Annotated in this window: 18 protein-coding genes; 6 read left to right on the forward strand and 12 right to left on the reverse strand. The window is 57.5% G+C overall.

Translation table 11 applies throughout. The features are described from left to right. Positions 1–60: 60 nt before the first annotated feature. The 3 genes from ACMGGQ_RS00400 to ACMGGQ_RS00410 form a co-directional block, all read right to left on the reverse strand. Entirely contained in the window at positions 61–1,026 is a 966-nt protein-coding gene (locus tag ACMGGQ_RS00400; RefSeq protein ID WP_045907980.1) for a DMT family transporter, read from the reverse strand. Positions 1,027–1,101: 75 nt separating this feature from the next. Further along, a complete protein-coding gene (locus ACMGGQ_RS00405; protein ID WP_063622700.1) occupies positions 1,102–1,926 on the reverse strand; it encodes an AraC family transcriptional regulator in 825 nt (274 codons plus the stop codon). Between the two features lie 80 nt (positions 1,927–2,006). Further along, positions 2,007–2,855 (reverse strand): SDR family oxidoreductase, encoded by an 849-nt coding sequence (locus ACMGGQ_RS00410; RefSeq protein WP_063622699.1) that lies wholly within the window; start codon positions 2,853–2,855, stop codon positions 2,007–2,009. Positions 2,856–2,939: 84 nt separating this feature from the next. Between ACMGGQ_RS00410 and ACMGGQ_RS00415 the strand changes: the two genes are divergently transcribed. Beyond that, positions 2,940–3,326, forward strand: coding sequence for a winged helix-turn-helix transcriptional regulator (locus tag ACMGGQ_RS00415; RefSeq protein WP_023331869.1), 387 nt, complete (start codon positions 2,940–2,942; stop codon positions 3,324–3,326). A 91-nt stretch (positions 3,327–3,417) separates the two neighbouring features. Here the strand turns inward: ACMGGQ_RS00415 and ACMGGQ_RS00420 are convergent, their stop codons facing one another. Next, on the reverse strand, positions 3,418–5,361 hold the full coding sequence (locus tag ACMGGQ_RS00420) for a bifunctional 2',3'-cyclic-nucleotide 2'-phosphodiesterase/3'-nucleotidase (RefSeq protein ID WP_248222641.1): 1,944 nt from the start codon (positions 5,359–5,361) through the stop codon (positions 3,418–3,420). A 190-nt stretch (positions 5,362–5,551) separates the two neighbouring features. Here ACMGGQ_RS00420 and cysQ point away from each other — a divergent pair, with 190 nt between their 5' ends. Beyond that, positions 5,552–6,292: a 3'(2'),5'-bisphosphate nucleotidase CysQ gene (cysQ, locus tag ACMGGQ_RS00425; protein ID WP_023617832.1), complete on the forward strand. Its 741-nt coding sequence runs from the start codon at positions 5,552–5,554 to the stop codon at positions 6,290–6,292. Here cysQ and ACMGGQ_RS00430 read toward each other — a convergent pair. Next, on the reverse strand, positions 6,286–6,843 hold the full coding sequence (locus ACMGGQ_RS00430) for a YtfJ family protein (RefSeq protein WP_023617831.1): 558 nt from the start codon (positions 6,841–6,843) through the stop codon (positions 6,286–6,288). The two genes, cysQ and ACMGGQ_RS00430, sit on opposite strands and share 7 nt — an antisense overlap. Positions 6,844–7,167: 324 nt before the next feature. Here ACMGGQ_RS00430 and ACMGGQ_RS00435 point away from each other — a divergent pair, with 324 nt between their 5' ends. Then, complete coding sequence (locus tag ACMGGQ_RS00435; RefSeq protein WP_008501430.1) at positions 7,168–7,374, forward strand: DUF1107 domain-containing protein; 207 nt, start codon at positions 7,168–7,170, stop codon at positions 7,372–7,374. 77 nt (positions 7,375–7,451) lie between these two features. Here the strand turns inward: ACMGGQ_RS00435 and ACMGGQ_RS00440 are convergent, their stop codons facing one another. From ACMGGQ_RS00440 to ACMGGQ_RS00465, 6 genes are all read right to left on the reverse strand, one after another. Next, positions 7,452–8,789, reverse strand: coding sequence for a hemolysin family protein (locus tag ACMGGQ_RS00440; protein WP_008501429.1), 1,338 nt, complete (start codon positions 8,787–8,789; stop codon positions 7,452–7,454). Between the two features lie 194 nt (positions 8,790–8,983). Continuing rightward, positions 8,984–10,531: an MFS transporter gene (locus tag ACMGGQ_RS00445; RefSeq protein ID WP_196365417.1), complete on the reverse strand. Its 1,548-nt coding sequence runs from the start codon at positions 10,529–10,531 to the stop codon at positions 8,984–8,986. A gap of 79 nt (positions 10,532–10,610) precedes the next feature. Further along, positions 10,611–11,633 carry a Gfo/Idh/MocA family protein gene (locus ACMGGQ_RS00450; protein ID WP_223539920.1) on the reverse strand — a complete coding sequence of 341 codons (1,023 nt, stop codon included), beginning with the start codon at positions 11,631–11,633 and terminating at the stop codon, positions 10,611–10,613. Between the two features lie 12 nt (positions 11,634–11,645). Beyond that, positions 11,646–12,713: a Gfo/Idh/MocA family protein gene (locus tag ACMGGQ_RS00455; protein WP_420289442.1), complete on the reverse strand. Its 1,068-nt coding sequence runs from the start codon at positions 12,711–12,713 to the stop codon at positions 11,646–11,648. Positions 12,714–12,724: 11 nt separating this feature from the next. Then, entirely contained in the window at positions 12,725–13,894 is a 1,170-nt protein-coding gene (locus ACMGGQ_RS00460) for a Gfo/Idh/MocA family protein (RefSeq protein ID WP_420289443.1), read from the reverse strand. A gap of 16 nt (positions 13,895–13,910) precedes the next feature. Beyond that, a complete protein-coding gene (locus ACMGGQ_RS00465) occupies positions 13,911–15,062 on the reverse strand; it encodes a Gfo/Idh/MocA family protein (RefSeq protein WP_048225344.1) in 1,152 nt (383 codons plus the stop codon). Between the two features lie 192 nt (positions 15,063–15,254). On the opposite strand from ACMGGQ_RS00465, the gene ACMGGQ_RS00470 reads away from it, so the two are divergent. Continuing rightward, positions 15,255–16,313: a LacI family DNA-binding transcriptional regulator gene (locus ACMGGQ_RS00470; RefSeq protein ID WP_196352485.1), complete on the forward strand. Its 1,059-nt coding sequence runs from the start codon at positions 15,255–15,257 to the stop codon at positions 16,311–16,313. Here ACMGGQ_RS00470 and msrA read toward each other — a convergent pair whose 3' ends face one another. Continuing rightward, entirely contained in the window at positions 16,314–16,955 is a 642-nt protein-coding gene (gene msrA / locus ACMGGQ_RS00475; RefSeq protein WP_048027915.1) for a peptide-methionine (S)-S-oxide reductase MsrA, read from the reverse strand. A gap of 224 nt (positions 16,956–17,179) precedes the next feature. Between msrA and tamA the strand changes: the two genes are divergently transcribed. Together tamA and tamB are read left to right on the forward strand one after the other, a co-directional pair. Then, the gene (gene tamA, locus ACMGGQ_RS00480; protein ID WP_045908043.1) at positions 17,180–18,913 is read left to right on the forward strand and encodes an autotransporter assembly complex protein TamA; all 1,734 of its coding nucleotides are present in this window, start codon (positions 17,180–17,182) and stop codon (positions 18,911–18,913) included. After that, positions 18,910–22,686 carry an autotransporter assembly complex protein TamB gene (tamB, locus tag ACMGGQ_RS00485; protein WP_420289444.1) on the forward strand — a complete coding sequence of 1,259 codons (3,777 nt, stop codon included), beginning with the start codon at positions 18,910–18,912 and terminating at the stop codon, positions 22,684–22,686. Before tamA ends, tamB begins: the two co-directional genes overlap by 4 nt. Position 22,687 lies beyond the last annotated feature (1 nt).

A 22,687-nucleotide genomic window follows, 5' to 3' on the forward strand; every position in this document is an offset into this window, starting at 1 on the left:
TACGCCTTACCGGGCCTACGGTTTTGTAGGCCCTGCAAGCGCAGCGCCGCCGGGCAATACTCACATCTCCGACGCCGGAACAACACTCGGTTTTTCCGGCTTCGCTCTCACCGCCATCACCACGCCCACGACCAACAGCACGATCCCGCAGGCCGTGAACAACGGCGGCACGCTCTGGCGCATCAGGAAGGTATACAGCAGCCCGGCCAGGGTTTCGAAGACAATCAGCGGCCCTAAGATCACCGTCGGCAGCTTCTGGCTGGCAATATTCCAGCACAGCGCGCCCACCCATGAACACAGCACTGCAATCGCCACCATCAGGCCGATAAACACCCACGGTCTTGGCCCAAAGGGCTGGGCGAAGTCCGGCTGCTGATGGCCCAGCCAGAGGCATGCGCCGAGATACCCCACGACGGATACGGGCAACGTGACCAGCGCCTGCGCCGTCGCCCACATCATTGGGTGTTTGTCCGGATTCTCTCGCAGCCAGCGCGCGTTGCGCAGGGCATACCAGGCCCAGCACGCCACGGAAATGAACGCCAGCAGAATGCCAGAGCCGTATCGCCACAGGTCAACATCCCCCTGCCCATGACGCAGCTCGGCAATATTGACGCATATCAGCCCCAGGGCAGTGCAGACCAGCGCCGGTGCCATTTTTGACCACGCCAGTTTGCCATCGCGGTGGCTGTAGAGCAGGTTAGCAAAGACGGGGATGACGACCGGCAGCGTGCCGATAATCATGGTCGATACCGGCGCACCGGTACGCTGAATGGCGCTCGCGAGACAAACGTAATAGATAAGATTGCCCATCATGGTCAGCGCCAGCGCGGTGCCCCAGTCCTGACGGCTGAGCTGACGCAAGCGCGCGCGCCCCAGCCACGCCAGGGGCAGGGCAATCAGCCCCAGCGCCAGATAACGTCCGGTCGACTGCAATATTGCCGGGTACTCAGGCACGATCAGCGGGCCGACAAAAATCAGCCCCCACATCATCCCGGCCAGCAGGGCATACAACACTCCACTAATCATTTTTCCATCCACAGGTATTTACGCTGTAGTCAGTGTAGGAGGGGCAAATGCGCGCGTATTGTATGAGGTTGCGCATTAGCGCCGGGTGACCTGCTTCTGGTAGCGCACGGGGGTAATGCCATAGCGGTGGGTAAACGCGCGGGTCAGATGCGACTGATCGGTCAGTCCGGTTGCGGCGGCGACCTCTGCGGCGGGCATGCCGTGGGTGAGGAACGCTTTGGCGCGCCAGAGACGAATCGCCATCAGCATCTGATGCGGCGTCACGTGAAAATGGGCTTTGAACTGGCGCTGGAAATGATACGGGCTAAGTGAAACGACGCTGGCCAGCTCGTCCAGCGTCAGAGCGCGCATATAGTTGTCGTGCAGGTACTCGCGTACCCGTTCGAAGCGGTGCGCGCCTTCCTGAACCCGCGGCGCGTGGTGGGCAAGCGGCTGGAAGGTCTCAATCAGATCCAGCAGTAATCCTTTTTGCGCAAGCGGATCGTCCGTGTGCCACAAGCCGTAAATAAGCCTGCCGATTTGCTGTGAGCGCAACGGGTCATGACGGGTCACGTCGCTGAACCACCAGTGCCGCAGACCGGTCACCTCTTCCAGCAGATCGGGTTCGATATAGACCATCCGGTAGCGCCAGCCGCCCTCGGTGGCGGATTCGCCGGTGTGGATCTCGTCCGGGTTCATGGTAACGACGGATTTTTCCGCCGCGAGATGCTGGCTACCGCGATAGCGAAAGCGTTCGGCACCGGTTTCAATCGTGCCGATCCCGAAGGCTTCATGGGTGTGAGGCTCAAAGGCGTAGTCAGAAATGTGCGCATGGTACAACTCCAGGCCCGGCAGCTGCGCCAGATGGCGAAAGCGCGCGCTGTCTCTTTCATCATTAAACTGTTCCGGTACGCCTTGCACGGTAAGCCTCCTCGCGGTCATCTTTTCATTATCAGAGATGACCAGAGGGGATGCCACAAAAAATAACCATCCAGTAACAATTACAGAATGGCTTTAATGCTCTGCGCCAGCGGCGTGGTGGCGCGTCCGATCAGTTTGCTCAGCGTATGGCTGTCGTCAAAGAGCCCGCCTTTGGAGGCCCCGACATCGGAGTCCGCCAGCATATCGGCCAGACCGGCAGGCAAGCCGACGCTCTTCAGCGCGGCGGCAAAATCCGCTTCACTGAGATTCTGGTAGGTGACCGGCTTCCCGCTCTGTTTGCTGAGTTCAGCCGCCAGTTCGCTCAGCGTCCAGCCGTGGTCGCCCGCCAGTTCATATACCTTGCCCGCATGGCCCTCTTCAGCGATCACTTTGGCTGCCGCCGCGGCATAGTCTGCGCGGGTGGCGGAGGCAATTTTACCCTCGCCTGCCGCACCAATAAACACGCCGTGTTCCAGCGCAGGCGGCGCGCTCGCCAGATAGTTTTCGGTATACCAGCCGTTGCGCAGCAGGGCATAAGGAATGCCGGACGCCGCCAGCGCTTTTTCAGTGGCAACGTGTTCAACGTGAAGACCGAGCGGTGATTTGTCCGCGTGCAGCAGGCTGGTGTAGGCGATAAATTTCACGCCAGCCGTTTTGGCGGCGTTAATTACGTTCTGGTGCTGGGTCGCGCGCTGGCCGACTTCGCTGGACGAGATCAACAGCAGCTTATCCACGCCGCTCAGCGCGGCGGCGAAGGCGGCTTCATCCGTGTAGTCCGCCTGACGCATAACAATTCCCTGCTGGCTTAAGGCTTGCGCTTTCGCCGGGTTACGTACGATAGCCACAATCTGGTTAGCCGGTACGGTTTTCAACAGCTGTTCGATAACGAGATGGCCAAGCTGGCCGGTGGCGCCGGTAATCGCGATCATGATGAATCTCCTTCGTGTTTGTCTGGTGTTGTGGCACACTAGCACCATAGCTAACTTTTAGTAAGTACGTACAAAAAGGTAAGTATGAAAACAACGATACCGACGCTCAGCGAGCAAATGCGCGATGGCAATCTTTTCGCGGAACAGTGCCCTTCACGAGAGGTGCTCAAACACGTTACCAGCCGCTGGGGGGTACTGATTCTGCTGGCGCTGCGCCAGGGGACGCATCGCTTTAGCGATCTGCGCCGTAAAATGGGCGGGGTGAGCGAAAAGATGCTGTCCCAGTCGCTTCAGGCGCTGGAACAGGACGGGTTTGTCGATCGCGTATCGTATCCGGTCGTGCCGCCGCACGTAGAGTATAGCCTGACGCCGATGGGTATCGAGGTCAGCGAAAAAGTCGCCGCGCTGGCGGACTGGATTGAGGTAAATACGCCGAAGGTGATGGCGAACAGGGACGATCGCGCGGCGTAAAAGCCGGGTGGCGCTTCGCTTACCCGGCCTACGGGATGGAAGATTACGGGTAGGCCGGGTAAGGCGAAGCCGCCACCCGGCACAATCGCCGCTACTTGCTTAAATCCACCTGATAAATCGCGAACCCGATATCATCCGTCGCGACCTGTTTCATCGGATATTGCGCCTTCTCCTTGATAAACGCGGCTGCCTTGTCGGACGGTGACGTTTCAAAACGGATATCCAGCGGCGTATCGCTGTGGATCGGCGCCAGACGCCAGTTGTTATCCACCGCCGGATGAATTTCGCCGGCCTTTTTCGACTCCGCGCTGATCCACGCCGCCAGCACCGAGCGGTTCTCGTCCGGCGAGGCAAAGGCGATGTGGCTATCTCCCGTACCGGCAAACTTACCGCCGTAGGCACGGTAGTTATTGGTCACCACCAGGAAGGTGGCATTCGGGTCGATCGCCTTGCCATTGAAGGTCAGGTTTTTAATGCGCTCCGCCTGCGGGTTGATCGCCTGACACTCACCGTCATATTTCGCCGGTTGGGTGACGTCAATCTGGTAGTTCACGCCGTCGATCACGTCGAAGTTGTAGGTGCGGAAGCCGTCCCAGTTAATCAGCGACTGCGGCTTGCTGCTGCGCGGGTCAATCTGGTTAAACTGTCCGGCAGAACACTCCAGCCACTCCTTTACCTCTTTCCCGGTGGCTTTAACCACTACCAGCGTATTCGGATAGAGATAGAGATCGGCGGCATTACGGAAGGTGAGCTGGCCCTTTTCGACCTCAACATAGCTTGCCGGGTCATTCTTACGTCCGCCCACTTTGAATGGCGCAGCAGCCGACAGGACCGGCAGCTTCGCCAGATCCGGATCGCCCTGCACAAAGTGTTCGGCATAGGCTTTCTGCGCCATGTTGACGACCTGGACGGTCGGATCGTCCTGCACCAGCGCCAGGAAGCTGTACATGTTGTCAGCGGATTTACCGATCGGCTTGCTGACGAATTCGCGCGTGGCGTCGTGATCGTGCTTCAGCACGTCGACCAGTTTTTTATCTTCCGCCGCCAGTGATTTCTTCGCTGCCGCGTCGTAGATCGGACGCGCTTCGGCTTTTGACTGCGTCACCTTCCAGCGGTCGCCGTCGTTATTCAGCACCAGATCCACTACGCCAAGATGGTCGCCCCACATGCCCGGCATCACCGACGGCACGCCGTTGAGCGTGCCTTTTCCGATATCCGCCCCTTTGATGCTGGCGAAGTCTTTGCCCGGGAAGACCGCGTGGGCGTGGCCGAACAGGATCGCATCGACGCCCGGAACCTCACTCAGGTAGTAAACGGAGTTTTCTGCCATGGCCTGGTACGGGTCGGCGGAGAGACCCGAGTGGGCGACAACGACCACCAGATCGGCGCCTTTCTCACGCATTTCCGGCACGTATTTGCGCGCGGTTTCGGTGATGTCGTTAACGGTCACCTTACCGTCGAGGTTGGCCTTATCCCACGTCATGATCTGCGGCGGGACAAAACCGATATAGCCGATGTTCAGCGTCTGCTTTTTCCCGTCCCGATCGACAACCTCGGTCTCTTTAATCAGGTAAGGGGTAAAGAGGGGCTTTTGGGTCTTAACGTCGATGATATTGGCGTTAACGTACGGGAATTTTGCACCTGCCAGGGCATCGTGCAGGTATGTCAGACCGTAGTTGAATTCATGGTTGCCAAGGTTACCGACGGTATAGTCCAGGGTGTTCATCGCTTTATAAACAGGATGGATCTCGCCTTTTTTCAGCCCCTTGGTCGCCATGTAATCCCCGAGCGGACTGCCCTGAATAAGATCGCCGTTATCGACCAGCACGCTATTTTTCACTTCGCCACGTGCGGCATTGATCAAACTTGCCGTGCGTACCAGTCCGAATTTTTCCGTCGGGGTATCTTTGTAGTAATCGAAGTCCATCATATTGCTGTGCAGATCGGTCGTTTCCAGAATACGTAAATCAACCGTCGCTGCCTGCACGCTCGCCGCAATCAGCGTCGCCAGGAGCGTTGCGCTAAACTTAATCATCAGAAGAGTCCTTTTTTCGATCCAGGCCACAAAAGAGTATGTATCTATAACGTGTTGCTTACATAAATGTGAATCCTGACAGAAAAAAGCAACCTGAAACCGGAATTGCTTCACAGATAGCGGAATTGTTCACATTACGATATAACTAAAACAAAGAGTTAACCTCACTGCGTTAACAAAGAGGTGGAAAATGCTAGATAAAATTTGTCAGCTCGCACGGGATGCGGGAGATGCCATCATGCAGGTGTATGACGGTATTAAACCTATGGAGGTCGTCAGCAAAGCGGACGACTCTCCGGTCACGGCGGCAGATATCGCGGCGCATAAGGTGATCCTGAAAGGGTTACAGGCCTTAACGCCGGACATCCCCGTCCTGTCAGAAGAAGCGCCGCAAAGCTGGGACGAACGCCAGCACTGGCAGCGTTACTGGCTGGTGGACCCCCTGGACGGGACAAAAGAGTTCATCAAGCGCAACGGTGAATTCACCGTCAATATCGCCCTGATTGAGAAGGGGAAAGCGGTGCTGGGCGTGGTCTACGCGCCGGTCATGAAGGTGATGTACAGTGCTGCAGAAGGGAAGGCGTGGAAAGAAGAGTGCGGCGTGCGCAAGCAGATCCAGGTGCGCGATGCGCGTCCGCCGCTGGTGGTGATTAGCCGCTCGCACAGCGACAGCGAGCTGCAGGAGTACCTGCAGCAGCTGGGTGAACACCAGACCACCTCGATTGGCTCATCGCTGAAATTCTGCCTGGTGGCGGAAGGACAGGCTCAGCTTTATCCCCGCTTTGGGCCGACGAACGTCTGGGATACCGCCGCGGGGCATGCGGTTGCTGCGGCCGCCGGGGCGCATGTTCATGACTGGCAGGGCAAGCCGCTGGACTACACCCCGCGCGAATCCTTCCTAAACCCCGGCTTCCGCGTCTCTATTTATTGAGCCAGCAGCTTATGCAGCAGGTCGACAACCTGCTGCACCTCTTCCTGGGTCAGCGCCCCGTCTTTCACCCACTGCACGCGACCTTCTTTATCCAGCACGATAATCGCGGAGCTCTCTTCCTCCAGCTGCCAGGCCTTACGGGTGACGCCGTTGCTGTCGACGATAAACTGCGACCACGGGTAGAGCTTTTTATTGCTCTCAAGGCTTGAGCGCACAAACATCCCGGAACCCGGAATGGCGTCATCGGTATTCACGATCGTGGTGGTCTGGTAGCGGTCGTGAGGGAATTTTGCGGCCTTGATCGCTTCCACCAGGCTGGCATTTTTCTCTTTTGCAGATGTACGGCCGGCAATATGTTGTACAACTCTCACTTTGCCCGCGAGCTGCGCGCTATTCCAGGCTTTGTAGCTAAACTTATCATTGTCGAGAATCAATTCTCCCCGGTCAGCAATGCCGACTGGCGGTACACGTTGTCCTTTTTCAATATTGTGAGCACTCGCCCACAGGGGCAGCAGCAGGCAGGCTGCTGCAAGGATATTACGTAGGGTCATGGCGTTTCCTTATTGTTTGCAGGTGATCCGACCACTTGGTCATACGCTTTTAATGATAAGTGCGATCAATGTGGTTTTCCCGCAATCCCGATGCCAGTTTGCGGGTGAACGCACATATCCATGAAAAAACGACGGCTTATACTGCGCTCAGTCACGCTTTGCAAAGATTATTCTGAATAATTGTAATCAAACGGTAAATAAACTTATGCACACTGGGTAACACCGTAGTTCTGGTCTATAGTCATTGGGCATTAAAATTTGCGCTCAGGACAGTCGGGCCGATTGTGGCACCGCAAGAGCGTATGATTCGCAGGAGATACAAGAATGAAAATTTTCCAACGCTACAACCCGCTTCAGGTGGCGAAGTACGTGAAGATCCTGTTCCGTGGACGGTTGTACATCAAGGATGTTGGCGCTTTTGAGTTTGATAAGGGCAAAATCCTTGTCCCAAAAGTGAAGGACAAACAGCACCTGTCTGTGATGTCCGAAGTCAACCGTCAGGTTATGCGTCTGCAAACTGAGATGGCTTAACCAACGTGCTATGCAGTAGTAGTAGATAAAAAGACGGCTCCCGATGGGAGCCGTTGATGTTTGTGGGGGCAGGAACGTTACGCCGACACCTTCTCTTCCGCATCCGGCAGCTTCGGCACCAGTACGGTCGGTTTGTTGTCGATACGCGTCACCAGCAGCTGGTCGATGCGGTAGTTATCAATATCCACCACCTCAAACTTGTAGCCGGAGAACTTCACCGAGTCGGTGCGTTTCGGGATTTTACGCAGCATAAACATCATAAAGCCGCCGATGGTCTCGTAGTTTCCGGACTGCGGGAACTCGTCGATATCCAGCACGCGCATCACGTCTTCAATCGGCGTGCCGCCATCAATCAGCCATGAATTATCGTCACGCTGAACAATCTGCTCTTCCAGCCCCTGGCCTACCAGGTCGCCCATCAGCGTGGTCATGACGTCGTTGAGGGTAATAATACCCACCACCAGCGCGTATTCGTTCATGATCACCGCGAAGTCTTCCCCGGCGGTTTTGAAACTTTCCAGCGCTTCTGAGAGCGTCAGGGTGTCCGGCACAATCAGGGTATTGCGGATCTGCACGCCGCTGTTCAGCGCCAGGCTCTGGTTCGCCAGCACGCGGTTCAGCAGGTCTTTGGAGTCGACGTAACCGATGATGTGGTCGATATCTTCATTACAGACCAGGAACTTAGAGTGTGGATGCTGCGCCACTTTGTTCTTCAGGCTCTGCTCATCTTCATGTAAATCGAACCAGATAATGCTTTCACGGCCCGTCATGGAAGAGGGCACGGTACGGGATTCCAGTTCGAATACGTTCTCAATCAGCTCATGTTCCTGCTTGCGCAGCACCCCGGCCAGCGCGCCAGCTTCCACGACCGCATAAATATCGTCAGAGGTGATGTCGTCTTTACGCACCATAGGTAGCTTAAAGATGCGGAAAATGACGTTTGCCAGGCCGTTGAAGAACCACACCAGCGGGCGGAACACGAACAGGCAGAAGCGCATCGGGTTGATGATACGCAAAGCCACAGCTTCTGGCGCAATCATACCGATGCGTTTCGGGGTCAGGTCGGCGAAGAGGATGAACAGCCCGGTCACCAGCGAGAAGGAGAGGATAAAGCTCAGCTGTTCGGCCAGTTCGGCGGACATGTACTGCGCAAAGAGGCTATAAAACGCCGGGGAAAACGCCGCATCGCCCACGATACCACCCAGGATGGCCACCGCGTTCAGACCAATTTGCACCACGGTAAAGAACGTACCGGGGTTTTCCTGCATTTTGAGAATGCGTGAGGCGTTGATGTTGCCTTCGTCGGCAAGCAGCTTCAGTTTGATTTTACGGGACGCGGCCAGCGAGATCTCGGATATCGAGAAAAATGCACTGACGGCAATCAGACAAAGTATTACTAAAATACTGTTTAACATAGTTTATCCGGCTTCTCGCCAGATCCTCAGAAGGGGAGTTGATACCATTTGTGTGGAAACACATTGAACACCAGCTCGTAGCGTTGAGCCGATTATTTCAGCGGGTAGTATAGCGTAAAGAGATGTAAATCTGCCAGAGGTCACATTTTTGGCATAAAACAGACCGGACAGCGGGCGCTGTCCGGTACATCGCGTTATTTCACGGTAGACAGGCGGACATCGCCCACCGCCCGACGGGTGGCATCGCCTCCCCATACCTGATCGTATTCATAGCCCGTGAGCTGCTTAATCACCATGCGGGTGCTGGCGTCGCAGTCGCGGTAATCGCCACCCAGCTTACGGCGGGCAATTTCTTTGAGCAGCAGCTTGTGCGTCTCACGGGTGAGCTTGAACCTGTAGGTGGTGAAGAAGCTTACCGCCAGAAGGGCTGCCGTTGCGAAGATCATCAGGCCGATAATCGCCCCCAGCGCGCTTTCAGGCTGCGCGCCGCTGCCCTTCACAAAGCCGGACTCCTGCAGCACCAGGCCAATAATCATGATGGCAATCGCCACGGTGCTCTTGCGGGTCAGGACCATCACCCCGGCAAATATCCCTTCGCGGCGCTGCTGGGTCACCATCTCGTCAATATCCGGAATGAAGCTGTAGATATTCCACGGAATATAGTAGAGGCCAGAGCGGGCGGCACCGAGCAGAATAAAGACCGCGGAGAACAGCAGCGTCGGTACCTGCGTTTTGGTGAGGTAGACCGTAAACAGGAAGGCCAGCACCAGGAAGATACAGCCGTAGGAGAGCCTTAGTGCGGCAGACGGCGTGACGTTCAGCCGGTTCAGCAACAGCATAAACCCATAGGTGCCGGGTACCGAGGCGAAGGCCGCAATGCTCAGCCAGCCGGATACCGCAGCCGCATCCTGGCTCAGACAGTACACGACATAATAGGTAAACACCGAACCGAACACGTCCATCGCCGTGAACGAAAAGATATAAATAATAATATGCAGGCGGAACGCGCGGATACGGAAGGAGGAAAAGAGATCCAGCACCAGATATTTCAGGTGATTCAGTAGCCCGCCGCTGCGCTGGTTATCCACTTTAAAACTGGATTCCTGCTGCACATCCTTCGCTTCCCAGGTGGTGTACCAGGTAATAAATACCGCAAGGCAGAACACGCAGGAAAATATCAGCCCGGTGAGGGTATAGGTAAACGGATTATCTTTCCCCGTGAACTGCATAATCACCCCGGGAACGGATACCGCAAGAAAACCGCCCAGTTGGGAGCAGATCATCCGCACGCCGGACAGACGGCTACGCTCTTCATACCGGTTCGTCATTTCAGCCGCCAGGGTCTCCCAGGGAACCAGCACCATCGCCGACAGCAGCTCAATAGAGAGGTAGGTGCCCAGGTAGTACCAGTAACCCATGTCCGTCAGCCATAACAGGGCATACAAAAACATGAGCGGTGAACTGAGTAATAAAAAGAAGCGGCGACGGCCAAATTTACGCCCGAGCCAGGTATCCCCGAAGTTATCGGTGATATAACCCATTATCGGGCTTAATAGCGCATCAATCACGCGGGCAATGGCGAATATTGATCCCGCTTCAATGACTGAGAGTCCGCAATAGGTGGTGTAAAAAAATAACAGCCAGGTGCCGATAATGGCGAAAGCGCCTCCGCCAAAAAGATCGGTTACGCCGTAGCCGAGCGCTACGCCATAACCCACTCTACGTTCAGTTGGTTTGACCATAATAATATCCAGTGTAGGGTAATGATTAACCCGTTTTTCGGGTCGTTTTTTTATTGAGTGCTGGAATACAAATTACGTTCTAGTTATTGATATCTATCCATTGTCTTAATTGAGATGAGCGGTAAATAGCCTCCACAAGCGTGAGTGAATGTCCGGCTTCACGGATGTTGGTGTAATCCGTGTGCCCCGGGTGGGTGATGGCGTGATAAAACCTGCGGATCGCCTGTTCGTGCCCCAGCCCCCAGTAGCTTTTGACCGAGCCGTCGGGAGAGTCATCGCTGGCCAGCCTGAGGCGCTCGCCGCGGGTGATGCACCAGAGCACGTTGTTATGCAGCAGCAGCGAGCCCTTTTCGCAGTGGATCTCCATCAGAAGCGGGGAATCGGTGGTATTGCAGTTGCTGGCGTAAAACAGGCCGCGCGCGCCGTTGGCAAAGTGCAGCGTGGCCATTGCGCTGTCTTCCCCTTCGGTCACGTCCGCCAGCTCGCCGCTGTCCACCACGCCTTTCACGCGCGTTACGCCACCGGCAAACCACTGCATCAGGTCGAGGGTATGAATGGCCTGGTTGATCAGCAGGCTGCCGCCTTCCGTTGACAGCCGCCCGCGCCACGGGCTTTCGGTGTAGTACGCGCCCGAGCGTGACCACGTCAGCACGGCCTTAATGCTGTGCATTTTTCCCAGCCCGCCCTCCTCCAGCATCTGGCGAATGCGCAGGCTGGTGGGGTTGAGGCGGTTCTGGTAGCACACGCCGAGCAGACCCGACGCCTGTTCGGCGGCGCGGGTGATATCCACGAGTTCGCTGCTGTTCATGCCCACCGGTTTTTCGCAGAAAACATGTTTCCCGGCGGCGAGCGCCGCCAGGATCATGCTTTTATGCTCGAAATGCGGCGTGCAGATGTGGACCACGTCGATGGCATCATCCAGCAGCATTTCCCGGTAATCCTGATAGAAGCGGCACTGATAGCGCATTGCCAGCTCCAGCCCTTTGACGCTGTCGATGTCGACCAGCGCGCGTAGCGCGACGTTGGGGAGCAGGCGCAACGCATTCACATGGCAGCCGTGGATCGCTCCGGCACCGATAACCGCCGTGTTCAGGATCGTCATTGTCGCCTCCCGTTATTCCGTCGCGTTGGCCAGCATCTGGGCCTTCACGCAGAGCTCGGCCGCTTTGAAGGCGTGCGCCTGCGTCATGGCGTTTTCGGTACGATGCAGACAGTCGAGGATCAGTTCGCCAAAGAACGGGAACCCGACCTGTCCGGCGACCGGATAGCGGAATTCCCCCTCTTTATTGACGAGATAAACCACGTCCTGCTCGCCGCGGGTGAGATCGACATATTTGCGGATCTCGATATACCCGTCGGTGCCGAGCAGCGTCAGACGTCCATCGCCCCAGGTTGAGAGTCCGTCGGGGGTGAACCAGTCGCAGCGGAAATAACCGCTGGCGCCGTTTTCGCCCCTGATTGTTGCGTCACCGAAATCTTCGAATGCCGGATGCTGTGGATGGTTGAAATTGCGTGCCTGACTGGCGACCACGGTGGCGTTACGGTTGCCCGTATAAAACAGAAATTGCTCAATCTGGTGGCTGCCGATGTCACACAGAATGCCGCCGAAGTAGCGACGATCGTAGAACCAGTCCGGGCGGCCGGACCCTTCCCGGTGCGGGCCTGTCCCCAGGGTTTGGACGACGCGGCCAATGGCTCCCTGCTGCACCAGCTGTCCGGCAAACACCGCGCTCTCCACGTGGAGACGTTCGCTGTAGTACACGGCGTATTTTCGGCCGGTTTTCTCAACCATCGCTTTGGCATCCGCCAGCTGTTCAAGGGTGGTGAGCGGGGCTTTATCCGTGAAGTAGTCCTTGCCGGCCGCCATCACTTTTAGCCCCAGCGCGCAGCGCTCAGACGGGATGGCCGCACCGGCTACCAGACGCACTTCGTCGTCGTTGAGTATCACCTCCAGCGACTCCGCCACGTTGACCTGCGGGTATTGCTGGATAAATTTATCCACTTTTGCCGGATCGGAGTCGTACACCCACTTCAGCGTGGCCCCGGCTTCAATCAGGCCGTTACTCATGCCGTAGATATGGCCGTGGTCGAGCGCGGCAGCGGCAAAAACAAACTCCCCCTCGCGGACAACCGGCTGAGGTTTACCCACCGGCGCGTAGTTCATTCCGTCATTTTTGTTCATGGTGTCACTCCTTAATCCAGGTCTTTGCCAAGGGGAATCGCACCCACTTCGCTGAAGTTGGCGACGCTTGCGGATTTTTCATAAAAACGGGGAGCGAGAGCGCTCGTCCCGCCGGTACGGTAAAACGGGTCGTCGCGCTGAATCGGCAGCGAGACCACGGTGCGGGTAATGGCGGATTTATAGATCGCGGCGATCAGCTCCAGCGAGCGTTTGCCCTGTAACCCATCCACTAACGGTGCCGTGCCGTGCTCGATGGCAGAAAGCAGGTCATTAATCTGCCCGGCGTGCAGCGTCCACTCGAGCTTCGGCGTCTGCTTAAATACCGCGTCGAGCTGCGCTTCGCGCTGCTGGTCGTGGGTTTCCTGCGGGAAGCCATTGTCGGCGCTGACGTTGGCAAAGGCCTGCCACGGCGCGGAGATGCGTGCCTTCTCACCCTGAATAATGATTTTCTGATCTTCCCCGTGGTGCACGACCGAGGCGGTAAGCTGGGTGAGCGCACCGCTGGGGTATTTGAAGATCGCGGCGCTGAGGTCTTCGACTTCAGCGTTGTCGTGCGCCACGTTGGTCATCATCGCCACCACCTCGGACGGAAAGCCCAGCATCCACTGAATGGCGTCGATGTGGTGAACCGCGTGGTTAAGCGTGCAGCCGCCGCCCTCTTTTTCCCAGGTGCCGCGCCACCACAGGTCGTAATAGCAGTGTCCGCGCCACCAGAAGGAGTCCACCTGCGCGTGGCAAACCTTGCCCGCAAGCTCCGAATCCAGCGTTGCTTTTAAGCGCCAGAAGGCATCGGTAAAGCGGTTTTGGGCAATGATGGAGAGCATTTTTCCGCTGGCCTTTTGTGCGGCGATCATCGCGTCGCACTCCTCCAGCGAGGCGGCCATCGGTTTTTCGCACAGCACGTGGCAGCCCGCGTTCAGGGCATCAATGCTGATCTCTGCGTGGACGTAGGGCGGCGTGCAGACGTCGACGATATCGATATCCGGTTCTGACGCCAGCATCTGCTGGTGGCTGTCATACACGCGGGCGTCCGTCAGGCCGTAGCGCGCTTTTTTCTCGTGGGCTTTTTCCGGATAAATATCAACCAGCGCGACGATCCGGCAGCGTTGGCCAAACTGCAAATAGCCCTGAATATGGTTGTGCGAGATATTCCCTGTTCCCACAATAGCGACATTTAACATTGATTCTTCTCCGGAGTTACCAGGTGCCTGAGGCGTCCAGCGTGACGCTGGCTGTCTCTTTAGCCACTGAGGTGCTGATGCGTTGTTGAAGCAGGCGCAGATACTGTTTTTCGTTGAGCGGGAACTCGACCCAGTCGTCCGTCCAGGTGGAGAGGTGCATGGCGTTGGAGAGCGTCAACCCGTGGATCCCTTCCAGACCCGGCGCAATGAGCGGCTCGCCGCGCAGGATGGCGGCACAGAAGTTGGCGGTAATGACGTGGTGTTCGCTGCATTCCGGGGCCACGGGAAGCGTGACCTCCCAGCATTCAGGCTCACCAAAACCGTTCTGCCAGCGGGCATTGAAGGCGGTTTCAGATTCCCGCAGCCGCCAGTAGCGCAGCTTGCCCTCTTCGACGACCACCTTGCCGCGATCGCCGACGATTTCCAGCCGGTTGGTTCCCGGCGTTTCCGCCACGGTGGTGATGAACACGCCCGTCGCGCCGTTGGCATATTCGGCATAGGCGGTGACGTCGTCTTCCACTTCGATATCGCGATGCTTGCCGAACTGGCAGAATGCGCGCAGACGGACCGGCATACCGACCAGCCACTGCCAGAGATCGAGCTGGTGCGGGTCCTGGTTGAGCAGCACGCCGCCGCCTTCTCCTTTCCAGGTGGCGCGCCAGCCGCCGGAGTTGTAATAGCTCTGCGAGCGATACCAGTTGGTGATGATCCAGTTGGAGCGGCGGATCTCACCCAGCTCGCCGCTGTCGATCAGATCTTTCACCTTCTGGTAGAGCGGGTTCGGGCGCTGGTTGTACATGATGCCGAACACCACATCGCACGCCTGGGCGCAGGCGTTCATCTCCTGTACCTGGGCGGTATACACGCCCGCCGGTTTTTCACACAGGGTGTGGATGCCGTTGCGCATCGCCAGCATCGACAGGCGCGGATGCTCGTAGTGGGGCGTAGCGACAATCACCGCGTCGATAAGCCCGCTCTGGAGCATCTCCTGCGCGTCGCTGAACACGGGGAGGGTGCCGACCAGCTGGCGAATGGCCGGATGCTTTTCCGGCGCATTATCACAAACTGCGGCAAGGCAGGCGTCGCTGACCGTACCCGCCAGTAAATAACGCGCGTGGACCGTACCGATATTACCTATTCCAATAATGCCAAAACGTACCTTCTCCATGTCACACCTTAATTTCAGTTGAAATGAGTGATGACCGGAAAATAGGAAAGGGGAGCGGTAGCGACAATGTGTTTTTGTGAGAATACTCGCAAGGTGATTAAGTAATCTCCAGGCGTTTTGAAATTTGGTTTTAAAATCAAAGGACTGTTTCTGCAAATATTTGCAAAAACTGAATGAGAGCGAGGTCACACTATGCCGGGCAAGTTAAAAATGGAGGAAATTGCGGCCCTGACGGGCTATTCCGTCAGCACGGTTTCGCGGGTATTAAGCGGCAAGTCTTACACCAGCGATAAAGCCAGGGAAGCGATCGTTCGCACCGCGCGGGAGCTCGGTGTGCTGGAGTCTATGGCGAGCGGAAGACTGCTCATTAACGGTATCGCTGTTTTTGCACCGGAAAGAACCTTTCAGGGACGCGGGGATATTTTTTATCTGGAAGTGACGAAAGGAATTGCTGAAGCCTGCGCGCGGCATAATGTGTGGGTCACGTGCTGTGGTTTAGAAGAGCAGCACGCTGATGTGAAAGTCTTTATGGAAAAGGCCAGCCATAAGAATATTAACGCAATAATTATTATTGGCACTGATGATTCCACCATATTTAAACTGGCAAGCACTCTGAATAAGCCCTGCGTGTTAATTAATTCCGTTGACCGGGATCGGGTGCTGGATTCCGTGTCACCCGATCACCGGGCGATCGGCTTCACCACCATGCAGTACCTTTTCGAGCAGGGGCATCGCCGCGTGCTCACGCTCACCTGCCTGCGGCGGGATACGCTGTACGCGCGTCTGGACGGCATCAAAGAGGCGTACCGTCATTTTCACGTCGCCTTCGATCCCGTGCGCGATTTGCTCGTGACGGAGTGGTTTACCGCAGAAGAGGCCGAGCAGGCGCTGGATGCGTGGTTAGTGAATCATGACCGCTCGCAGTGGCCGGAGGTGATTTTCCCGAACAGTACCAGCATGACGGAAGGGGTGGTAAGGGCGTTGACGCGACACGGGCTGCGCATTCCGGAAGACATTTCGCTCATCACGACCGATTTTGCATGGAATTTAGCGCACCGTCTGGAAAAACCGGTCACGGGCGTGACGGTGCCCTGCCGCGAGCTGGGTATTGAGGCCGTCCATCTGCTGCAAACGCGGCTCAACCGACCGCAGGCACCGGTCTTTAACCTGCTGTTGCAGGGCAAAGTGATGGATTACGGCTCGGTCAGCAATGCCACGCGCCACGCGGCTCGCGTGGCGCTGGATCAGTGATCAGGCCAGCTGTGGCGGCAGGCAAACGCCGATGCCTCCGATGCCGCAGTAGCCGTACGGGTTTTTATGCAGATACTGCTGGTGATCGTCCTCGGCGTAGTAGAACGGTTTCGCCGTCGCGATTTCCGTGGTCACCTCGCGCGTATCGCCCGCTTCACGCATGGCCTGCTGGAAACGCTCCAGGCTGGCGCGCGCGGCGGCATCCTGCTCAGGGGTGAGCGGATAGATAGCCGAACGGTACTGCGTGCCGTGGTCGTTGCCCTGACGCATGCCCTGCGCCGGGTCGTGATTCTCCCAGAAGACCTGCAGGAGCTGTTCGTAGCTGATTACCGCAGGGTCATAGACCACGCGTACTGCTTCCGCATGGCCGGTTTCGCCGGAGCAGACTTCGCGGTAGGTTGGATTTGGCGTATAACCGCCCGTATAGCCGGCTGCCGTGCTGTAAACGCCAGGCAGCTGCCAGAAGAGGCGCTCAACGCCCCAGAAGCAGCCCATGGCGAACAGGGCGATTTCCATGCCATCCGGCACGTTGGTCATAGAATGGCCATTGACGGCGTGTAAGGTCGCTACAGGCATAGGGGTGTTGCGTCCCGGTAATGCATCTGCTTGTGAAACCAGATGCTTTTTGTCGAATAAACTCACGATGGGGCCTCCCGGGGTGCGATGTTTCAGTTAAGGTTGTCACGAAGCGTTTAATTGAACACAATAAATGCGCTGAATGAGACTAGATTTAATCATAAGAAATATTTGGGTGTTACACCCATTTTCAACCCGCGATTCGGGTTTTTGGCCAACAGGCCGTATTTTGCCGCGGAGCGGCACTTCATTTGCTTCCAGGGTGGAAACAGGGATATTCAGGAGAAAACGTGACAAAAATCCGCCAGTTATGTTTAGTCAGTGTGTTGCTGACAAGCGGGATTGCCAGCGCGGCGAATGTCCGTTTGCAGGTTGAGGGGTTATCCGGGGCGCTACAAAAAAACGTACGTGCGCAGTTATCGACCATCCAGAGTGATGAGGTGACGCCGGACCGGCGTTTTCGCGCGCGTGTCGATGATGCGATCCGCGAGGGGCTGAAAGCGCTGGGTTATTACGAACCCACCATTGATTTTGACCTCCGTCCGCCTCCAAAGAAGGGGCGCCAGGTGCTTATTGCCCGCGTTTCGCCGGGCGAGCCGGTGTTGATTGGCGGCACGAACGTCATCCTGCGCGGCGGGGCGCGTACCGACCGGGATTACCTGGACCTGCTCAGCACGCGGCCGAAAATCGGTACCGTGCTTAATCACGGCGATTACGACCATTTCAAAAAAGAGCTGACCAGCGTTTCCCTGCGTAAGGGCTACTTTGACAGCCAGTTCAACAAAAGCCAGCTGGGCATTGCGCTGGCGCGACGTCAGGCCTTCTGGGATATCGACTACGACAGCGGAGAGCGTTACCGCTTTGGCGACGTGACGTTCGAAGGTTCGCAAATTCGTGAAGAGTATCTGCAAAACCTCGTGCCCTTCAAAAAAGGGGACTACTACCAGTCGAGCGACCTCGGAGAGCTGAACCGACGCCTCTCCGCTACCGGCTGGTTTAACTCCGTGGTTGTCGCACCGGAATTTGATAAGTCACGCAAAACCAAGGTGTTGCCGCTGCATGGCGTTGTTTCGCCGCGCACCGAGAACACCATTGAGACCGGTGTGGGCTACTCGACGGACGTGGGGCCACGGGTGAAAACCTCGTGGAAAAAACCGTGGGTGAACTCGTACGGCCACAGCCTGACCACCAGCCTGAGCCTCTCTGCGCCCGAGCAGCAGCTGGATTTCAGCTACAAAATGCCGCTGCTGAAAAATCCGCTGGAGCAGTATTACCTTCTGCAGGGCGGTTTTAAGCGCACCGATTTGAACGACACCGAGCAGGACTCGACGACGCTTGCGGTCTCCCGCTTCTGGGATCTCTCCAGCGGCTGGCAGCGCGCCATTAACCTGCGCTGGAGCCTCGATCACTTTACCCAGGCTAACGTCACCAACACCACCATGCTGCTTTATCCGGGGGTGATGATCAGCCGTACCCGCTCGCGCGGGGGCCTGATGCCGACCTGGGGCGACTCACAGCGCTACTCCATCGATTATTCCAACACCGCCTGGGGCTCCGACGTGGACTTCTCCGTCTTTCAGGCGCAAAACGTCTGGATCCGCACGCTGTACGACAAACATCGCTTTGTGATGCGCGGCAATCTCGGCTGGATTGAAACGGGAGACTTCGAGCGCGTTCCGCCGGATCTGCGCTTCTTCGCCGGGGGCGACCGCAGCATTCGCGGGTATAAGTACAAATCGATCTCACCTGAGAACGAAAAGGGCCAGTTGACCGGTGCGTCAAAACTGGCGACGGGCTCGCTGGAGTACCAGTACAACGTCAGCGGAAAGTGGTGGGGCGCCATGTTTGTTGACGGTGGTGAAGCGGTGAACGATATCCGCCGCAGCGACTTTAAAACCGGCGCGGGCGTCGGCGTGCGCTGGCAGTCACCCGTCGGGCCCATCAAGCTCGATTTCGCCGTGCCGGTGGGTGACAAAGATGAACACGGATTACAGTTTTACATCGGTCTGGGGCCTGAATTATGAGTTTATGGAAGAAAATAAGCCTCGGAGTGCTGATCTTTATCGTGCTGCTGCTCGGTACGGTGGCGTTTCTGGTAGGAACGACGACCGGGCTGCATCTGCTGTTTAACGCCGCGAACCGCTGGGTGCCGGGGCTGGAAATTGGCCAGGTGACGGGCGGCTGGCGTGACCTGCGCCTGAAGAACATCCGCTATGAGCAGCCGGGCGTGGCGGTTAACGCCGGGGAATTTCACCTGGCGGTGAAGCTGGGCTGTTTGCGGGACAGCAAGCTCTGCGTCAACGATCTGTCGCTAAAAGATGTCAACGTGGCGATAGACTCGAAGAAAATGCCGAAATCTGCGCCGGTTGAAGAAGAGGACAGCGGCCCGCTGAATCTTTCCACGCCGTACCCGATCGCGCTTTATCGGGTCGCGCTCGATAACATCAATATCAAAATCGACGACACCACCGTGTCCGTGATGGATTTCACCTCCGGCCTGCGCTGGCAGGAGAAAAACCTCACCCTGACGCCAACGTCCCTGCAGGGCTTGCTGATCGCGCTGCCGAAAGTGGCCGACGTGGCGCAGGAAGAGATCGTCGAGCCGAAGATCCAGAACCCGCAGCCGGAAGAGAAGCCGCTGGGCGAAACGCTGAAAGACCTCTTCTCGAAGCCAGTGCTGCCGGAAATGACCGACGTTCATCTGCCGCTGAACCTAAACATTGAGGAATTCAAAGGCGAACAGCTGCGTCTGACGGGCGATACCGACCTGACGGTCTATAACATGCTGCTGAAGGTCAGCAGCATTGACGGCAACATGAAGCTCGACGCGCTGGATATCGACACCAACCAGGGCTCGGTGAATGCGTCAGGTAATGCCCTGCTGCGCGACAGCTGGCCGGTGGATATCACGCTGAATAGCACCCTGAACATCGACCCGCTGAAAGGCGAGAAAGTGAAGGTCAAGGTGGGCGGGGCGCTGCGCGATAAGCTCGATGTTGGCGTGAATCTCTCCGGCCCGGTGGATATGGCCCTGCGTGCGCAAACCCAGCTGGCGGAAGCCGGGCTGCCGCTCAATCTTGAGGTTGTCAGCAAGCAGCTTTCCTGGCCGTTCACCGGCGAAAAGCAGTTCCAGGCCGATGACCTGAAGCTGAAGCTGAGCGGCAAGATGACCGACTACACGCTCTCGTTCCGCACCGCGGTGAAGGGGCAGGGCGTGCCGCCCGCGAACATCACCCTGGATGCGAAGGGCAACGAACAGCAGGTCAACCTCGACAAGCTGACCGTCGCGGCGCTGGAAGGTAAAACCGAGCTGACCGCGCTGCTCGACTGGCAGCAGGCGATCAGCTGGCGCGGCGAGCTGAAGCTGACGGGCATTAACACCGCCAAAGAGGTGCCGGACTGGCCGTCGAAGCTCGATGGTCTGATCAAAACCCGCGGCAGCCTGTACGGCGGCACGTGGCAGATGGACGTGCCGGAGATCAAGCTCACCGGGAACGTGAAGCAGAACAAGGTAAACGTTGAAGGCTCGGTGAAAGGCAACAGCTATCTGCAGTGGGTTATCCCGGGCCTGCACGTGGCCCTGGGGCGCAACACGGCGGATATCAAAGGCGAGCTGGGGGTGAAAGATCTTAATCTGGATGCCACCATCGACGCGCCGAATCTGGATAACGCCCTGCCGGGGCTTGGCGGTACGGCGAAAGGACTCGTGAAGGTGCGCGGCACGGTAGACGCACCGCAGCTGCTGGCGGATATCACCGCCAATAACCTGCGCTGGCAAGAGCTGAGCGTTGCCCGCGTCCGCGTGGAAGGGGATGTGAAATCCACCGACCAGATCGGCGGTAACCTGAACCTGCGCGTGGAGCGTATTTCTCAGCCGGACGTGAACATCAGCCTGGTCACCCTGGACGCGAAAGGGAACGAGAAGCAGCACGACCTGCAGCTACGGGTGCAGGGCGAGCCGGTCTCCGGCCAGCTTCACCTGACCGGCAGCTTCGACCGCAAACAGGCGCGCTGGAAAGGGACGCTGGATAACACCCGTTTCAATACGCCGGTCGGGCCGCTGGCGCTGTCGCGCGCCATTGCTCTGGACTACCGCAACGCCGAGCAGAAGATCAGCATTGGGCCGCACTGCTGGACCAACCCGAATGCGGAACTGTGCGTGCCGCAGACCATCGATGCGGGCGCGGAAGGGCGCGCGCAGATCAACCTCAACCGCTTCGATCTGGCGATGCTAAAACCGTTTATGCCGGAGACCACGCAGGCGAGCGGCGTCTTCAGTGGGAAAGCCGATGTCGCCTGGGACACCACCAAAGAGGGGCTGCCGCAGGGTAGCGTCACGCTGTCCGGGCGTAACGTGAAGGTGACGCAGGAGGTGAATGACGCGCCGCTGCCGGTGGCCTTCGACACCCTGAACCTGAGCGCGGACCTGCATAACAACCGTGCAGAGCTGGGGTGGCTGATTCGCCTCACCAATAACGGTCAGTTTGACGGGAAGGTTCAAATTACCGACCCACAGGGACGGCGAAATCTGGGTGGCAACGTCACTATCCGCAACTTCAACCTGGCGATGGTGAACCCGATTTTCGCACGCGGGGAAAAAGCCGAGGGCATGGTGAATGCCAACCTGCGCCTGGCGGGCAATGCGCAAAGCCCTCAGCTGTTCGGCCAGCTGCGCCTCAGCGGCGTGGATATTGACGGCAACTTTATGCCGTTTGACATGCAGCCCAGCCAGATCGCCATGAACTTCAACGGCATGAGCTCGACGCTAAGCGGCTCGGTACTGACGCAGCAAGGACAAATCAACCTGAGCGGCGACGCGGACTGGAGCCAGCTCGATAACTGGCGCGCCCGTATTGCCGCGAAAGGCAATAAGGTGCGCATCACCGTACCGCCGATGGTGCGTCTGGACGTCTCGCCTGATGTGGTCTTTGAAGCCACGCCAAGCCTCTTCACGCTTGACGGTCGCGTCGACGTGCCGTGGGCGCGCATCGTGGTTCACGATGTGCCGGAAAGTGCGGTCGGCGTCTCAAGTGATGAAGTTATGCTCAATGAAAATCTGAAACCTGTCGAACAGAAGAGCGCTGGCATACCGATTAATAGTAACCTTATCGTGCACGTGGGGAATAACGTGCGGTTGGATGCGTTTGGGCTGAAGGCGAGGCTTACGGGCGACCTGAAGGTGGCGCAGGATAAACAAGGGCTTGGCCTGAACGGGCAAATCAATATTCCTGAAGGGCGTTTCCACGCTTATGGTCAGGATCTGATTGTCCGTAAAGGCGAGCTGCTGTTCTCCGGTCCACCGGATCAGCCCCTGCTGAACATCGAAGCGATTCGTAACCCGGAAGCGACGGAAAACGACGTCATTGCTGGGGTACGCGTCACCGGTTCTGCTGACGAACCGAAGGCGGAGATCTTCTCTGACCCGGCGATGTCCCAGCAGGAAGCCCTCTCTTACCTGCTGCGTGGACAAGGTCTCGACAGCGGTCAGAGCGACAGTGCGGCGATGACCTCGATGTTAGTGGGGCTGGGGGTTGCACAAAGTGGGCAGGTTGTGGGTAAAATCGGCGAGACGTTCGGCGTAAGCAATCTGGCGCTGGACACCCAGGGCGTGGGTGACTCCTCGCAGGTGGTGGTCAGCGGCTATGTACTGCCGGGTCTGCAGGTAAAATATGGTGTGGGGATCTTTGACTCACTGGCAACACTCACGTTACGCTATCGCCTGATGCCTAAGCTATATCTGGAAGCAGTGTCCGGCGTAGACCAGGCACTTGATCTGCTCTATCAGTTTGAGTTTTAGC

The organism is Enterobacter sp. BNK-13 (assembly GCF_048685015.1).
Classification (GTDB): Bacteria; Pseudomonadota; Gammaproteobacteria; order Enterobacterales; family Enterobacteriaceae; genus Enterobacter; species Enterobacter quasiroggenkampii.

Excerpts from the sequence above, each read along its gene's own strand:
- ACMGGQ_RS00400 (WP_045907980.1), bottom strand. The coding sequence starts at position 1,026 with ATGATTAGTGGAGTGTTGTATGCCCTGCTGGCCGGGATGATGTGGGGG.
- ACMGGQ_RS00410 (WP_063622699.1), bottom strand. The coding sequence starts at position 2,855 with ATGATCGCGATTACCGGCGCCACCGGCCAGCTTGGCCATCTCGTTATC.
- ACMGGQ_RS00415 (WP_023331869.1), top strand. The coding sequence starts at position 2,940 with ATGAAAACAACGATACCGACGCTCAGCGAGCAAATGCGCGATGGCAAT.
- ACMGGQ_RS00420 (WP_248222641.1), bottom strand. The coding sequence starts at position 5,361 with ATGATTAAGTTTAGCGCAACGCTCCTGGCGACGCTGATTGCGGCGAGC.
- cysQ (WP_023617832.1), top strand. The coding sequence starts at position 5,552 with ATGCTAGATAAAATTTGTCAGCTCGCACGGGATGCGGGAGATGCCATC.
- ACMGGQ_RS00430 (WP_023617831.1), bottom strand. The coding sequence starts at position 6,843 with ATGACCCTACGTAATATCCTTGCAGCAGCCTGCCTGCTGCTGCCCCTG.
- ACMGGQ_RS00435 (WP_008501430.1), top strand. The coding sequence starts at position 7,168 with ATGAAAATTTTCCAACGCTACAACCCGCTTCAGGTGGCGAAGTACGTG.
- ACMGGQ_RS00440 (WP_008501429.1), bottom strand. The coding sequence starts at position 8,789 with ATGTTAAACAGTATTTTAGTAATACTTTGTCTGATTGCCGTCAGTGCA.
- ACMGGQ_RS00445 (WP_196365417.1), bottom strand. The coding sequence starts at position 10,531 with ATGGTCAAACCAACTGAACGTAGAGTGGGTTATGGCGTAGCGCTCGGC.
- ACMGGQ_RS00450 (WP_223539920.1), bottom strand. The coding sequence starts at position 11,633 with ATGACGATCCTGAACACGGCGGTTATCGGTGCCGGAGCGATCCACGGC.
- ACMGGQ_RS00455 (WP_420289442.1), bottom strand. The coding sequence starts at position 12,713 with ATGAACAAAAATGACGGAATGAACTACGCGCCGGTGGGTAAACCTCAG.
- ACMGGQ_RS00460 (WP_420289443.1), bottom strand. The coding sequence starts at position 13,894 with ATGTTAAATGTCGCTATTGTGGGAACAGGGAATATCTCGCACAACCAT.
- ACMGGQ_RS00465 (WP_048225344.1), bottom strand. The coding sequence starts at position 15,062 with ATGGAGAAGGTACGTTTTGGCATTATTGGAATAGGTAATATCGGTACG.
- ACMGGQ_RS00470 (WP_196352485.1), top strand. The coding sequence starts at position 15,255 with ATGCCGGGCAAGTTAAAAATGGAGGAAATTGCGGCCCTGACGGGCTAT.
- tamB (WP_420289444.1), top strand. The coding sequence starts at position 18,910 with ATGAGTTTATGGAAGAAAATAAGCCTCGGAGTGCTGATCTTTATCGTG.